Source organism: Hungatella sp. (genome assembly GCF_046966825.1).
The window spans coordinates 44,654-61,009 of sequence record NZ_JBKVCZ010000017.1; the positions used below are offsets into that span (position 1 = coordinate 44,654).

Consider the following 16,356-nt stretch of genomic DNA (forward strand, 5'->3'; position numbering starts at 1 on the left):
ACTGACAGTAAAAAGAGAGAAGACAGTCAAAGGAGAGATGATATGGAAACATTTTATTCAGTAAAAGATTTTGGCGCGGCGGGGGACGGAAAGAGTCTGGACACGGAAGCGATTCAGGCGGCAATCGATCGGTGCAGCCAGGAGGGCGGCGGGTACGTTCTGCTGGAAAAGGGCGAATTCATCTCCGGAACATTGTATATGAAGTCGGGCGTCTATTTGATCGTGACGGCGTCGGCAAAGCTGACAGCAAGCGGTTCCATTGGCGCGTACGGGACGGACACTCATTACAACCGCTATGTCAACGAGCATGACATGGACCGCTGTTTCATCTACGCGGAGGAGGCGGAGAATTTCGGAATCATGGGGGAGGGGATCATCGACGGAAATGCGGAAAGCTTTCCGAATGAAGGAAGCATTTACCGGCCCATGATGATTCGTTTCCTGAGATGCCGCGATGTGAAGCTGAAGGGGATAAAGCTCTATCAGTCCGCCGCATGGACAACCGCATTTCTGGATAGTGAAAACATTTGGGTGGAAGATTTGGAAATCTGCAACGATAGGAGATACAATGGAGACGGCCTCGATTTCGACGGATGCAGAAATGTCTTTGTGGCACGGTGCAGGATATCCGGTACGGATGACAATCTCTGCCTTCAGGCGGGCAGCAGGGAGTACCCCGTGGAAAATGTCCACATATCGGACTGTCATTTTACCTCCATCTGTGCGGGAATCCGGATCGGTCTCAAATCCATCGGGGATATCCGAAATGTGACGGTCTCCGGCTGTACCTTCCAGAATGTATGGCGGGAGGGAATTAAGATCGAGTGCACCGAGGGCGGAAATATCTCGGATATCTGCATTCAGGGAAACACCATGCACAATGTGAGCAGGCCCGTCTTCATTCTGTTGAACAACCGCATGGAGGAGATCGGTTCCTCTGTGGAACTGAAGGAAATGCCGGAAATCGGAACGCTTAAGAGGGTAACCATTTCCGGGTTGATTATAAGGGATGATGAAGAAATGGAAAAGATTCATTACCGTTTCCAGGACGATGTTATGGGGAAACCGGAATTCGGAGGAATCCGGGTAGATGCGAATAAAGATCATCCGATTGAGAATCTGGTGTTCCAGAACATCGACTATACGGCGATCGGAGGAGTCCGGCTGGACGAGATTCCGGAGGGATATCCGGAAGTACCGGATTATAAGGCGGGAGATACGGCAAAGTATAACAAGACAGGTGATAAGTCCAATATCAGGCTGGATACGGGCAAAACGGAGGCCGCAGTGAGTGAAAACTATTATCCGGACTGGAGCCGGACCACCCATCTGGATATCCGGAATGTGAAAAATCTCATTCTGGCGCAGGTCATTCTTTCAACGGTGCATGAGGATGAACGGCCGAAGTATCTGGTGGAAGGATGCAGATGTCTGAGGGAAGAGATTTATGATTTGGATTAAATCTGTTTCATGCGCAGTGCAGAGAATTTTCCGGGGCCGCTTGTAAACAATCAGTTCTGGATTTGAATACAAAAATAGCCAGCCAGCTGATAATCGGTCGACTGGCTGGCTATATATCAAATGAAAGAAAAGTCTTTTATCCATACTTTTTAAGTATCGTCTATTCTATCGACCCATTTGGACGAAAACTCTCGCAGCTCGACGAAACACTATTATTCCATAGCGTCCTTCCGCATATAAAAGGTTCCTCATCCGCTTCCGCTGGGACAAGCAGCAATCACTTCTGCACTGGTAAACTTACCAGCTTTCCCGGTCACCCAGGCTTTTACCACATCATAGACCGTACTTCGATTACGGTCGGACACCAGACCTACTCTGGCTTTAAAATCGGTGTAGCAGGCAAGAACTACCTACATCAATTTGTTCCAGCACATCGTAATAAGCATCCTTGGTTTCCTCAATCTTTTTTTCAACACTGATACACTTATAAGCAGATAAAAAACAACTGGGAAATTACATTTGTGCAAGGGCAGAAATGCCATCCACGTTTTTCGCTAACCGAACAGCTCGGACAATAAAACCGGCAGAATGCATCCCTTTCCGGGAGCAAGCCGGTGGCATGGTCTAAAGTTGAGCGATTTCCAGATTCATCAGCGCCTGCTGCCGGAACGCCGCGTATATCTCTGCGAGATTCTGAAGTGGTATTTTTACGGCGGCATCGGTCCACAGGGTCATTTTGATATCCATTCCTTTGGCCTTCTTTTTCGTTGTCCAGATACCGATCACCTCCCCGCGGTAGACAACCGCTCCCGGGTTGGTCACAAGCTTCCAGATCTGTTTCTGAAGTGTTTTATCGGGTTGAAGGATCGCACGGTCACGCTGGTCCAGGTAAGGATCGTGCCCTCCGAGCAGCAGGAGATCCCCCTGCAAATCTTCCGGGTGATTCCCGGTAAAAGAGGCCGGAGCAAAGAGGCGTTCCCTGTCCTCTGACAGGATAAATGCCTTTTTTTCGAAGACTGTGACAGTCTCCATTTCTTCTGAAATGGTGTTCCACATACGCCGCGCCTGTTTGCCGGAACAGCCCAGCCAGCTTGCAAACATATCGGCGGTTGCCGGTCCATAGCAATGCAGGTATTTTCGAACCAGCTTCTTTTCCGCATCACGATCCGGGGGGATAGGGCTGCCTGTCCAGTTTTTAAATGAGGTAAACGTCGGGCTGATCCCATCCCGTTTTCCGAATACGACGAGCCCGTGAAACGCACACGGCCGAAGCAGAAAGGAGACAACGGCTCCGCCGACAGTCTGGACATCGGGGCTGCCGTACATGGAGGGCTGATTCCATAGCTTCCGTTTTTGGATGGGAATCAGAGGCGTCATCCACCCGGCCAGAGTCTGATCGAGGGCGCTCTTGCTGACGATGACGTGATCGTCCAGCTGTGGAATTACCTGTTTCAGTATTTCGAGCAGGCTGTCAAAATCCATCTGCAGGAAGTCGAGGGCTAGAGCGATTCCCTGTGTGTAAATCCATGGCTCCGGTTCATCTGGTATGAGCGCAGACAGAAAAGCACTGCTCTCCGAAACCGGAAACACGACCGGCGTGCCCCGGTAGCTCCATGCCTGCAGGAGCGTTTTCTGTTCATACAGCAGGTGTTCCATATCCGATAAGGTACAGTCCGGCACCCGGTTAAAGAGTGCGGTTTCCCATGCTCCGGGCGGCGTGTTCTGCATACCGCACGCACCGACCAGCCTGTCTGTTTCCGATTTCGAGTACACGGAATCCAGGTGATGGGAGCGAAGCCTGAAAATTCTGATCTGTTCAATACTCGGTTCTGTCATGGCGTTTTCCTCTTTCCTATAATACGTTAGAGGGAGGAAAAAAGCAAGATGAGGACAAAAAGTCAAAATCAGAACACCTGAATAATCAGAAATACGATGAAACGATAGAATTTTGACTTTTCAAGCCCGGATTCCGGCTGTTATAGTGAATTCGCAGACAGGACAAACTGCAAAAATATTTGAGGTGGAGGGGACAAGAAATTGATAAAAGATGTGAAACAAAATTGGCAGCTATATCTGCTGGGGCTGCCAGGAATCGTAGTGTTAATTATTTTTTCATTTATACCGATGTTCGGTCATGTACTGGCGTTTAAGAGGTATACGGTTACAAAGGGATTTTTTAACAGTCCGTGGTGCGGCCTTGAAAATTTTAAGTTTTTTTTCGGCAGCAATGCGTGGCTGCAGATTACATGGAATACATTATTCCTAAATGTTTTATTTATTACCGGTACAATCCTTATGGCGCTGGTAACCGCTATCTTTATTAATGAAATCAGTAATGCATTTTTTAAAAGAGTTGTCCAGTCATTTGTATTTCTGCCGTATTTTGTATCATGGCTGGTAGTTTCTCTGATGGTATTTGCTTTGTTAAACGGAACCGATGGGATGGTGAATAATATGTTGAAGGCCAGAGGCTGGGATAGTATTCCGTTTTATCAGACCCCGGGTTTATGGCCGGCCCTGTTGACATTCATCTACATATGGAAGTTTTCCGGCTATTACTCTATTATTTTCCTTGCTGCAATTATTGGAATTTCACAGGATTATTACGACAGTGCCAATATTGATGGGGCGGGAAAATGGAAGCAAATATGGTACATCACTCTGCCTTTACTGAAACCGACGGTGATTACACTGCTGTTACTTTGCATTGGAAGAATTTTTTATGGGGACTTTGGAATGATATACGGAATTATTGGTGATAACGGGGTTTTGTTTCCTACGACCGATGTTATTGATACGTATTCTTTCCGGGCACTGCGGCAGCTTGGAGATTTTGGGGTGTCTTCTGCCGTTTGTCTGTATCAGTCAGCGCTGGGATTTCTTACGATTATGATCTTTAATCGAGTTGTGAAAAAGAATAACCCAGAACAGGCGCTGTTTTAGAGAGGAGGTGATAGAATGAAAAAATTAGGAGGACGCAGAGGAAATCTGGGTTTTCGTATATTTATAGCTGTGTTTTTAATTAGTGTGACATTAGTAATGGCTTTTCCATTCTGGCTTGTAGTGGTTAACTCGTTTGCGTCGGAGGCTAGCATCAGTAAATTCGGCTTTCAGGTATGGCCGTCAGAATTTACACTGGCAGGGTATAAATATTTGTTGAAGGGAGGGCAGATTTTTACCAGCTATAAAAATTCTTTGATCATTACGGTAGCAGGTACTGTTATGGCAACTTTTTTGACAACTACATATGCATATTTTCTTTCAGCTAAGAAGGTAAAGTACAGGAATACATTTTCTTTTTTGACCTACATGGCGATGCTGATGGGAACTTCTCTTGTGGGATTTTATATCATGATAACGAGACTTAACCTGAAAGATACATTGTGGGCACTTATTCTGCCGAATATGCTGAATCCGTTTTATGCGTTTATTCTGGTATCCGGTTTTAAGGAGATTCCATATGAACTGAATGAAGCTGCATATATGGATGGGGCTGGAGAATTTCAGATATTTTCTAAAATCATTGTTCCTGTTGCAAAGCCAACAATTGTAATCATCATGCTGTTTTATACATTGCAGTATTGGAATGACTGGTGGCTCTCGGTGCTGTTTATTGATGATTACAAGCTTCATCCGCTCCAGATGATGATACGGCAGATGATTTCCAATATTAATGCATCATCCTATATTAATTCGGCGGGCTCTCTAAATATTGTAGTCCCTACGAATTCAATAAAAATGGTGGTGGTATGTGCTACGATCGGTCCAATTATACTGGTATACCCATTTATACAAAAATACTTTGTAAAGGGAATTACTCTGGGGGCAGTTAAGGGATGAGTTCGGGTTGTCATACCCTGTCAAATATACTATTATAATTTAAGGAGGTTTCTTATGAGAATGAGAAAAAGAAAAACTACAGCATTACTGCTGACGGGAGCCATGCTTTTATCCCTCGCGGGATGCAACAGCCGGACAGAAGAGGCAGTACCGGGTTCTGCCGGACAGACAACCGGTCAGGAGGAGAGTTTAACTGCTGCCGGCACGCATGAGGCAGCCGAATCAGAAGCTGTGACATTAAAGATTTTAATGCCAGGGGACAGACCTAAAAATATGGATGCCGTGATAGAAGAAGCAGAAAAAAGAATGGCCGATGAAGGATTGAATATTCATTTAAATCTGGTATTTAGTCCATGGTCAGATGTGAAACAAAAGATCGAATTGATTCTCACTTCGGGGGAGGAGATTGATCTGGTTTGGGATAATACCAGCAGCGGAATGGCAACCCATATTTCCAAGGGATACTTTACAGAACTGACAGATCTTTTAAATGAGTATGGCCCGTCCATAATCTCTACGCGGGGAGAGAAAATGTTTGAGGCCAACCGTTACAGTGATGGAATCTACGCGATTCCGCTTGGAAGTAATTATAAACAGGGAATTCATTATAATATAAGAAAAGATCTTCGGGAAGCAATGGGGATGGAACCAATTACAAACAGACAACAGTTACTGGACTATGCTTATAAAATAAAAGAAAAATACCCGGAACTGATACCGATTACGACCGCTGGAGCCAGCGAACCGGGGAATAACTGGACAACGCTGGCATTAAAGGATACGGATATTCTGGCCAGTGATTTAGGCGAAGTTACTCTGTATTTTAAGGAGGATGGCTCCGTTTACAATTTTTTTGATACAAAGGACCCTCAGATTTGGGCATTAATTGAGGAGGCAAGAAAACTGTATGAGGACGGTATTATGGATCCGGATGTACTGGCACAGCAAAACTATTCCAATCTGATCTGGGAGGGGAAAGCGGCAATCTGTACCAGCAATGATTTTATTCCTGATGCATCGTCGCAGGCCAAATTAAAGGGGATTAATCCAGAGGCAGAGGTAGAATCCTTTATTTTAACAGATTTGACTCCGGGCAAGCAGCTGGCAGATTTCAAACAGTGGAATTTTATTTGCCTGTCCAATACAAGTAAACATAAGGAAGAGGCGATTCGATTCCTGGAATGGGCAAATGGAAATCAGGAAAATTATGATCTGCTTGCATATGGAATAGAAGGAACTGACTGGAAAGCAGTCGGGAAAGATAAATATGAGGTTTTGGGTGATGGTTACCGTTGGTTCCCATATGCCTGGATCTGGAATCCAGAGTGCGACCGGATCGCAGCTACTGCAACGGAAAATGAATACGCAGCGGAAAAATTCTATCGGGATGCCAATAACTTTAAAGAGAGTAAGCTGGTAGGATTTGCCTTTGACTCAACACCCGTCACAACTTCCGTATCCCTTCACAAAGCGGCTTTTACAGAATATGCCTGTGCTTTATATAATGGGGTGATTGATCCGGAAACAGCCTTTGAAAACTGGAAAAAGGCCGATTACAATAATGTGAAGACAATTCAGGAGGAAATGCAGCGCCAGGTTGATGAATTCCTGAAAGATAAATAGGGGAAATTGATTTGAAATAATTGATGCTCATGATGAGGGGATGATAGATATGAAAAAGAGGAGAATACCGGTAACACAGAAAACATACATACAGATATCCGCATTGATGATAGGGATAGCTGCGATTGTGCTGCTTGTATTCTCCTCCTTTTTGTTTCATTCAGTCAAAAGATATGAAGAGAAACAATTGCAGCAGTTTTACGCAGAGCGTGCACGCGAAACCGCTCTCAATGTAGATATGGGCCTGGACAGTATACGGACCTATGCGCTCAATCTTTTTGACGATGAGACAATACAACTGTGGATGTCACTGAATTATGATGACAAACTTGCCGCACAGAATACTGCAAGAATTTTAAAACGCTATAAGCGAGTGGAAAGCATAATTGAAAACATCTATGTAATAAATTACCAAATGGAAAGAGTTATAGATTGCAATCATGGAATTGCCGATTTTGATAAATTAGAAGATCAAGGACTTCTTGAGTTCCTGGATGGAGACGCTCTCGGACGCCTGGGATTTGTAGCGTACAGTCAGGGGGATAAGGAGTGTCTCGCCCTCATCCTTCCCGTGGTACCGAATAAAAGGGAATACAAGGCTGATATTGGAAATGTGGTAATGCTCATTGATCAGAAAAAACTTCTGTACCGCTTGATTGGAAAAAATAGTGGAGGTAATGTAAACATTGGTATTTACAATCATAGAGACCAGGAATTCCTGCAGAAAGAGTTGGTGGAAGCGGCTGGGCTTCCCCACACCATTACGGCGTCATATGATTTAGAGACAGAAGACTGGACAATTACGTATCTGGTGGATACAACTTCTTTTATTAAGGAGATGGGAAGGCTACAGACTGCGCTGTGTTGTATGATTATGGGCCTGATGGGAGTATTTTTAGGTGCTATGGCCTATGTGATCAGAAAAAATTTTCTTCCATTCTCTCATCTGGCAGAAACAATAGAGCAGAAGACAGAAAAAATACCGGAAAGTATACCAGTATCTCTGCGGAGATCGAAAGGACCAAGTGAATATCATGTGATTGAAAAGAGAATTGAAGATTTGAATAATGATATCAGGACGCTGAATGGTGCGATTCGTAAAAATAAGAAATATATAAGAGAAGGAATTGTGACAGCATGGGTGGTCAGTGGTCTGCCGGATCAGGAGATCAAGGAATATTTAGAAAAACAGGGGAATTTCCTTTCCAGTGGCAAGATCAGACTGGTTGTGCTCCGTATTGAAAATTACGAAGATTTTATCCGTAAATTTGAAGACTATTCTTATTATAAAGCAGTGAAACATGGGATGGTGAATGCGGTTGCAGAGCTTTTGGGTGAAATTGGGTCCAGTGTAGTATTCAGCGATATGGGAGCGGAACATCTTGTGTTGATCTGCAGCTGCCTTGACCAGACAGAAGATGAATTTATCCTTCGGCTGGAGAGAGTAAAAGCCTTTATATACAGCTGGATTGAGGAGCATGTGAGTATTGCGTTGAGCGGGGAACACAGTATTTATGATAATATACACTACGTCTATCAGGAGACTCTTGAAAATACTTATATGCATTTATGGCTGGAGGACCGAATTTTTACTGAACAGGACCGGCTTCCGGACACTTGCGTACCAAAGCAGAGTCAGGAGGCTATGATAGAGAAAATATGTGAGGCAGTATGTTTGACAAGGACTGCAGAACTGCCGGAATCTATCAATGCTCTCTGCGAAACGGTGAAGGGGCTCAATTATGGAGAATATAAGTATCGCCTCGTCTTCTATGTTTATCAGATATTCAATCGTTTTTCTGCCTATGTTGATTTTAGAAGTTACGAGGAAATAGAAAATATTGTGAAAAGTATTCCCACTCTGGAAGAGATGGGGGAATGGCTGAATTCCGTTCTTTTATCAGTGGCAGAACAGATTGGGAACAAACAGTTCCAACAGAAAAAAGAGGAAGTTTCTGTGAAGATGAAGGAGTATATCAAAAAGAATTTATCGAGTCCCATGTTGAGCGTGGAGACGATCAGTGATGAATTCGGTTTTTCAGCCAGCTACAGCCGAAAAATATTTAAAGATAATCAGGGGATATCCATTTCGGATTATATTTTGAAACAGCGCATTGAATGCTCTAAATCAATTCTTGCAGACAGTAAAAAGAGTGTAAACGAAATAATCGATGCATCAGGTTTCCAGACAAAAAGTAATTTTTATACAGTCTTTAAAAAAGAGACCGGAATGACGCCGAATCAATACAGGATTTGGATCCGGGAAAAGAACGGAGAGAACTCATGAAAATAGGGATTGTCCAAAGCCGGTGTGCAGTTGATCTTGGGAGGGCGGAAGAAAGATTTAACCCTGACGATTATGCAAAAAGACAGAAGAGAAGTATAGAACGAACACTTCGTTTTATAGAGGAACTTGCAATGCAGGGAGCCGATTTGATTTTGACAACGGAAGGATTTCAAGTTACGGTTCCGATCCATGACAGACGTTATTCCTTTTCAGAAGTCTATGAACCGGCAGATGGCATGATAGGAAAAAGGCTTTCAAAAATAGCGGATAAGTATGGCTGTTATATAGCAGCCGGCATGTTTCGGTCAGATGGGTCCTGTGCTTATAATTCCCTGGTACTATTTGATAAAAAGGGAAAGATACAGGATATTTATGATAAGGTACATTTGTCGGCAGGGGAAGAAAAACAATTTACAGCAGGAAGCCATTATAAAATATGGAAGACAGATATTGGTAATCTGGGGCCATTAATCTGCTGGGATTTACAGTTCCCGGAGGCGGCCAGGATTCTAGCACTCAAAAATGCGGATATCATTCTGAATCCAACCTGGGGGTGGGAATTACGATTTGGGGTCAGCAGGGCTTACGAAAACAGCATCCCGGTGGCGGCTGCAATGATGCTGCCAAGAGACGGATACATTAAGTATCCGGTATCTCCCAGTATGGTTTTAAATCACATGGGAGAGCGGGTGTGTGGACTGCTCAGAGACAGAGCAGGCACTCTGCTCTGCGATCTGAATTTGGACGAACCGGTTCCGCAATATGGGGCCGGAGAAATAACCGGACTCTCGTCGATGAGACAGATAAGAGCAATACAACGGCGGCCGGATACATACGATTATCTGATTCTTGAAAAACCAGATCTTTTGAAGCGATATGAAGTGGATGGAAAGGAATGGGAACAGAGAAAAGGAGTACATCATGAATGATGCAGCGTTTTATCGGGATTTATTAAAAGAATGGTGTGATGCCATCTGTAGATACCAGCTTACGGATGAAAATCCCCGGATTGATGGTGCAATTCTTTGCCCGGCATGTTTGAGAATTCATGGGAGGAGTGCGGATGCCATATATCCAATGATGTATATGGCAGATGTTACGGGGGATAAAAAGTATCTGCGGTGCGCAAAAAAATTATATAGTTGGTCAGAAACGATGTGGGAGTCTGATGGAAGTTTCCGAAATGATACAGACAGCTCATGGAGAGGGATTACGGTATTTGCCGTCATTCAGCTTTGCGAGGCATTGAAATACCATGGGCACCAATTATCGGGAGAAGAGTATCTGGGGTGGAGGAAACGGACGGCGAAAGCCGCTTATTTTTTATACAATGAGATTGACCGTCTGGGTGGAAATATCAATTATCCGATTACATGTGCATGGGCTCTGGAACTTGCGGGAGAGTTACTGGAGTGCAGAGACTATTTAAATAAGGCTCACGAACTTGCTCTCTATGGAATTGCTCATATAGACGGCCAGGGAATTTTATATGGGGAAGGAACACCACGGGATCAGATTAGTCCGAGGGGGTGCCGGTATGTGGATCTGGGATATAACGTAGAAGAATCACTCCCTGCATTGACAGAATATGCACTTCTGGCAGGGGACGAGGAACTCCTAAAGGAAGTGGTCAGAGCTCTGCGAGCCCATCTTGATTTCTTTTTGCCGGATGGAGCATGGGACAATAGCTGGGGATCCAGAAATTATAAATGGTCTTATTGGGGAAGCAGGACGTCGGATGGCTGTCAGCCGGCATTTGCAAAACTCAGCCGACGATATCCCGAATTTGGAGATGTGTGTCGAAGAAATACAGAATTACTGAAGCAGTGTACATTTGACGGCCTTTTATATGGGGGACTGATGTACCGGGAGGCAGGGCAGCCACCTTGTATTCACCATACAATCTGTCATGCCAAGGCGTTGGCGGGAGTACTGGATGGGGGTGTCTGTCCGGGAGAAGATGAAAAACACGAAAATCTGTTTTCTAAAACAAAGAAGATAAAATACTATGCCTCTGCCGGAACCGCAGTATTGAGAAATGGAGAGTTTCGCGCTTCTGTAACAGAGAATGATCTGGATTATGTGGCAGGAGGACATGCCTGCGGTGGCGCCCTTACCATGCTTTGGCATAACCGGATTGGGCCGCTTATGGTAGGAACCATGACCGAATATCAGATGGTGGAGAGCAGTAACATGCAGCTGCCTGGATGCAGCGCTGATTGTTGCCAGACTGTGAGACTGGAGTATGAGCAGGAGAATGTGTGGTATAGGAATATTAATGATAAGACGGCTGAAATATTGTATACAGAAGAAGATGGGAATCCAGTAGTAAGAATCAGAGGGGTATTAAGGAGCCAGGAACAGAAGGGAATACATACTTTTCAATTGAAATACCAGATGGAACAGGAGGTTTTTCGTATTAGTGGAACCTGCGAGGCATCTGTGAGTACCCTAAGACTGCCAATAGTTGCGGATAGAGAAACCGCGCTTATTCAGAAAAATGATATCTATAAGCTGGAGTTGAGGCGAAAGAATACTGCCGTATACATAAAATCCAGCCTTCCGTTGATTCTGGAAGACAGAAATACAAGGATTTTTAATCCGGTTGGAGGCATGGAGACTATCAAGCTGGATCTGTCACTGAAGAAAAAAGAGACTTTTATTGTGGAAATAAGAGGAGAATGTATAAAAAGTGTACTCAATAGTTAAAAAATGCAGTTTCTTTTCCCTCCTCCTTCTGCTATTTTAATGATGAAACCAACGTTACACAAAAGCGGTGAACTCCCGGCAGAGACTTGGGCCGGAGCCGCAAAACAGAATGAGAACAGGAGAGAATAGTATGTTAAGTCTGCAGGATAACGCCTGGATCGATGAGGCGGTAGAAAAAATTGTGAAAAAAATGGATCTGGTCAGTGAGCGGTCAAGGAATAAGATTCCCTACACGGCCCAAAACGGTGTTCATGATGACAGAAGCAGGGAAGACCAGACATTTTCGGCGGATGACGGGCTGAACTGGTGGTGCAACGGATTCTGGGCGGGCATGCTCTGGCAGATGTACCATGCGGCGGGAAATGAGAAGTATGCGGAAATCGCCCGGATTTCGGAGGAGAAGCTGGACCGGTGTTTCAGCGATTATTACGGGCTGCATCATGACGTCGGCTTCATGTTCCTGCCGAGTGCAGTGGCGGATTACCGTCTGACAGGGAACCCGGATTCGAGGAAACGGGGGCTGCACGCTGCCAATCTTCTGGCAGGCCGGTTCAATCCGGTGGGGAAATTTATCCGCGCCTGGAATGACATTCCGGGCAGCCAGGATGATACGAGAGGCTGGGCGATTATTGACTGCTTGTTTAATATTCCACTGCTGTATTGGGCCAGTGAAGAAACGAAGGATCCCAGGTTTGGGCAGATAGCCAAAATGCACGCAGATACGGTTATGGAAACGTTTGTGAGACCGGATGGCTCGGTACGCCACATTGTGGAATTCGATCCGTTTACAGGGGAAATGGTGCGGGATTACGGCGGCCAGGGATATGGCCAGGGCTCTTCCTGGACGAGGGGACAGACGTGGGGACTGTACGGCTTCCTCATGAGCTACCGCCATACCGGAAAGCAGGAATACTTAGATACCGCGAAACGGATTGCCCATTATTTTATCGCCAATATCCCCGAAGACGGCCTGATTCCGGTGGATTTCAGGCAGCCTGCAGCGCCTTTGTGGTATGACGATACGGCCGCTGCGATCGCCGCCTGCGGCCTGCTGGAGATTGCAAAAGAAGTGGGAGACTTAGAAAAAGAGCTGTACGAGAGGGCTGCCCTTAAGCTTCTGCATGCATTATGCCGGGAACACTGTGATTTCAGCATGGACAGCGACTGCTTCCTGACAAAATGCACCGGTTCCTATCATAATGAAAAGGATCATGAAATGCCCATTATTTACGGGGACTATTTCTTTATAGAGGCAATGCTTAAGCTGAAGGGGCAGGACGTATTTCTGTGGTAGCAGGAGAGGAAAAGCAGATGGAAAAAATTGCGGAAGGCATTTATAAGATAACGTATCAGAAACCAGAACCATTTACGCCCGTTTCCATGAGGAAAAGTAAGATGGCGGACAGATCACTTGAGCGGATCGGAAAGGGGAGGAAAGACGGAGCCGCAGTCCTGCCGTTTGAAGAGACGGAAATTCGGTTTGAACAGACAGCGCGCGGGATTACGGTGACGCTGCCCATGAAGACGGACGAGGACATCTACGGGTTTGGTCTTCAGCTGCTGAGTCTCAATGCAGCAGGCAGAAAACGATACGTTAAGGTGAATTCTGATCCCAGGATGGATACGGGAGAGAGCCATGCACCGGCTCCGTTTTACGTCTCGACGGCGGGATACGGGCTGTTGGTGGATACGTACCGGTACGCCACTTTTTATATGGGGACGAATACGGAAAAAGGGACATCTGCGGGCAAACGGGAGGTGAACATACCGCATCGGGAATTCAGTGAATCTGCGCTGTACGCATTCAAGCGGGCGAAGGAAGAACGGAAGGTCATCATTGAGATTCCGGCGGCGGGCGGTATCGATCTGTATTTCTTTGCCGGAGACGTGAAGGAAGCCGTGATGCGGTACAACCTGTTTTCGGGAGGCGGCTGTCTGCCGCCCATGTGGGGCCTCGGTATGTGGTACCGCGTCTACGGAGGCAGTGATGAGAACCATGTGAAGAAGCTGGCAAAAGGCTTCAGAGAGGATAAAATGCCGGTGGACGTCATTGGGATCGAACCGGGGTGGCATTCACACTCGTATTCCTGTACGTATGAGTGGGGATATCTGTTTCCCAATCATCAGGAAATGGTGGATACCCTGAACCAAGATGGGTATCACGTGAATCTTTGGGAACATATTTTTGTCTATCCGGCTGCACCGTTTTATGAGAAGCTGCTGGATTACAGCGGGGATTATGAGGTGTGGAACGGTCTGGTGCCGGATTTTGCGACGGAAGAGGCCCGCAATATATTTGCAGGCTGGCACGAAGAGCAGTTTATTCAAAATGGAATAGCCGGATTTAAGCTGGACGAGTGTGATAATTCGGATTTCAATCCCTCTAACTGGTCCTTTCCAGATTCCACAAAATTTCCTTCCGGTATGGACGGGGAACAGATGCATAATGCGGTGGGTGTGCTGTATCAGGAGTTGATTTTCCATGCATTTAAGAACAGGGGGATCCGGACGCTGTCTTCAGTCCGCTCTTCCGGGGCTCTCGCGGCACCGCTTCCGTTTGTCCTGTATTCCGATTTATACGGACACCGGGAATTTATCAGAGGAATGGTTACTGCCTCCTTTTCGGGTATGCTGTGGGCGCCCGAGGTGAGGGACTGCGCGAGTGGGGAAGATCTGTTAAGAAGAGTGGAGACGATCGTATTTTCGCCGCAGGCACTGCTAAACTGCTGGAGAATCCCGAATCCGCCGTGGGAACAGGTGTGTATAGAGAAGAATCTGCAAAACGAGGCGATGGAAGAACGGGCGTTTTACATGGATGCCTGCCGGAAGCTGTTTGAACTGCGGATGTCATTGCTTCCATACCTGTACAGCGCTTTTGTGGAGTATCATGAGCTCGGAATACCGCCTGTCAGGGCCATGGTGATTGAGGACCCGGAGGATTATGAGGCACGAGGTATCGATGATCAGTATTTCTTCGGAAGGGACCTTCTGGTGTGTCCGCTGACCCTGGAAGATGGAGATTCGAGGGAGGTATACCTGCCGGCTGGGCTGTGGTATGGCTTTTTCGACGGTCAGCCCTATGAGGGCGGACGGAGATTTTCCGTACAGGCGAAAGAGGAGGAGATTCCTGTTTTTGTGAGAGACGGCGCCATAGTTCCCATGGCAGAACCGGTTCTCTGCGTCAGAGAAGATACGGTGTTTGAGATGACAATTCGTTCCTATGGACGGAAAGAGGGGGCGTATCCCCTGTATGAAGACGACTTCACTTCCTTCCAGTATGAAAATGAGGGAATGAAAGAAATAGAGATACGGCGAGGCGGAGATGGTAAGATAGAAATTGTGGGTGGGGAGAATAGCCTGCGGTACCGGTTTCGGATATAATGGAGAGAGAAACTATGGCAAACAAATCGGAGCAAATAAAAATTCTGGTCTCTATACCAGACGGAGAGGTGCGGGACAGCTTTTTTTCTGAAGAGCAGAGAGTACGTCTGGAGCGGCTGGGCTGTGTGGAATGGAACGCGAACGCAGAGCAGTACGGTGAAGAAGAACTGGCGGAGAAACTGAGAGGAGTCGATATCTGTATCAGCGGCTGGGGAAATACGCCTTTTCATGAGAAGACATTGAAATATGCGGACAAACTGAAGCTGATCGCCCATATTGGTGGATCCGTGCGTCCTATGGTGGGAGACGCGGCATTTGAGAGGGGGATCCGGGTCTGCAGCGGCAACCGGGTCTTCGCGGAGAGTGTGGCGGAAGGCGTCCTCGCTTATATGCTCTGCTCCCTAAGGAGAATCGGGGAGTATGAGGCACGCATGGCTGCCGGCGAATGGCCTTCTCTTATCGGAACGCGGGGCCTATTGGGCCGCAGCGTAGGGCTGGTGGGATACGGGATGATTGCGGAGTATCTCGTAAAATTTCTAAAGCCGTTCGGATGCAGGATCATGGTCTCATCCCGTCATATTTCTGCGGAAGAACTTGCAGAGGCAGGCATCGAGGCGGCGGCAGCGGAAGAAATCTTCCGAACCTGTGACGTCGTTTCGCTTCACAGCAGTCTGACAGCGAGGACGAAGCACAGCATAGGGACAGACCTTTTAAACAGCATGAAAGACGGCGCGCTGCTGGTCAATACGGCACGCGGCGCGCTGATTGATGAGGAGGCGCTGGTCTTAGTACTGCAGGAGAGACCGGTGTGGGCGGCGCTTGACGTATTTGAAACAGAGCCGCTTCCCATGGACTCTCCGCTTCGGGAGTGTGAGAGAGTCCTTTTAATGCCTCATGCGGCGGGGCCTACGGCAGACAGACGGTATGTAGTCACCAGCCATGTGCTTGATGACATTGGGCGTTTCCTGAACGGGGAGCCGCTGGACTGCGAAATCGACTTTGCGAGAGCAGGAACGATGACGACAGTTGTGTAGAGAACAATAGAAGAGGGACTC

General features: G+C 46.6%; 11 protein-coding genes. 10 read left to right on the forward strand and 1 reads right to left on the reverse strand.

All coding sequences use genetic code 11. The annotated features are described in order from the left end of the window. Positions 1-42: 42 nt before the first annotated feature. Positions 43-1,461, forward strand: a complete 1,419-nt coding sequence (locus tag ACLTD4_RS07910; RefSeq protein WP_117620816.1) for a glycoside hydrolase family 28 protein — start codon at positions 43-45, stop codon at positions 1,459-1,461. 624 nt (positions 1,462-2,085) lie between these two features. Here ACLTD4_RS07910 and ACLTD4_RS07915 read toward each other — a convergent pair. Further along, positions 2,086-3,297 carry a winged helix DNA-binding domain-containing protein gene (locus ACLTD4_RS07915; protein WP_117620815.1) on the reverse strand — a complete coding sequence of 404 codons (1,212 nt, stop codon included), beginning with the start codon at positions 3,295-3,297 and terminating at the stop codon, positions 2,086-2,088. Positions 3,298-3,498: 201 nt separating this feature from the next. On the opposite strand from ACLTD4_RS07915, the gene ACLTD4_RS07920 reads away from it, so the two are divergent. From ACLTD4_RS07920 to ACLTD4_RS07960, 9 genes are all read left to right on the forward strand, one after another. Next, positions 3,499-4,404: an ABC transporter permease gene (locus ACLTD4_RS07920; RefSeq protein ID WP_412331227.1), complete on the forward strand. Its 906-nt coding sequence runs from the start codon at positions 3,499-3,501 to the stop codon at positions 4,402-4,404. A gap of 15 nt (positions 4,405-4,419) precedes the next feature. Beyond that, positions 4,420-5,301, forward strand: a complete 882-nt coding sequence (locus tag ACLTD4_RS07925) for a carbohydrate ABC transporter permease (RefSeq protein WP_055657353.1) — start codon at positions 4,420-4,422, stop codon at positions 5,299-5,301. A gap of 54 nt (positions 5,302-5,355) precedes the next feature. Continuing rightward, on the forward strand, positions 5,356-6,924 hold the full coding sequence (locus ACLTD4_RS07930) for an ABC transporter substrate-binding protein (protein WP_412331228.1): 1,569 nt from the start codon (positions 5,356-5,358) through the stop codon (positions 6,922-6,924). 49 nt (positions 6,925-6,973) lie between these two features. Further along, a complete protein-coding gene (locus tag ACLTD4_RS07935) occupies positions 6,974-9,211 on the forward strand; it encodes a helix-turn-helix transcriptional regulator (protein ID WP_181988604.1) in 2,238 nt (745 codons plus the stop codon). Continuing rightward, positions 9,208-10,140 (forward strand): carbon-nitrogen hydrolase family protein, encoded by a 933-nt coding sequence (locus ACLTD4_RS07940; protein WP_117620813.1) that lies wholly within the window; start codon positions 9,208-9,210, stop codon positions 10,138-10,140. The genes ACLTD4_RS07935 and ACLTD4_RS07940 overlap by 4 nt, the downstream gene beginning before the upstream one ends. Beyond that, on the forward strand, positions 10,133-11,920 hold the full coding sequence (locus ACLTD4_RS07945) for a hypothetical protein (protein ID WP_117620812.1): 1,788 nt from the start codon (positions 10,133-10,135) through the stop codon (positions 11,918-11,920). Before ACLTD4_RS07940 ends, ACLTD4_RS07945 begins: the two co-directional genes overlap by 8 nt. 130 nt (positions 11,921-12,050) lie before the next feature. Beyond that, positions 12,051-13,214, forward strand: coding sequence for a glycoside hydrolase family 88 protein (locus tag ACLTD4_RS07950; RefSeq protein WP_117620811.1), 1,164 nt, complete (start codon positions 12,051-12,053; stop codon positions 13,212-13,214). A gap of 17 nt (positions 13,215-13,231) precedes the next feature. Further along, positions 13,232-15,301, forward strand: a complete 2,070-nt coding sequence (locus ACLTD4_RS07955) for a TIM-barrel domain-containing protein (protein ID WP_117620810.1) — start codon at positions 13,232-13,234, stop codon at positions 15,299-15,301. Between the two features lie 14 nt (positions 15,302-15,315). Continuing rightward, the gene (locus ACLTD4_RS07960) at positions 15,316-16,335 is read left to right on the forward strand and encodes a hydroxyacid dehydrogenase (protein WP_117620809.1); all 1,020 of its coding nucleotides are present in this window, start codon (positions 15,316-15,318) and stop codon (positions 16,333-16,335) included. The last annotated feature ends 21 nt before the right edge of the window (positions 16,336-16,356 follow it).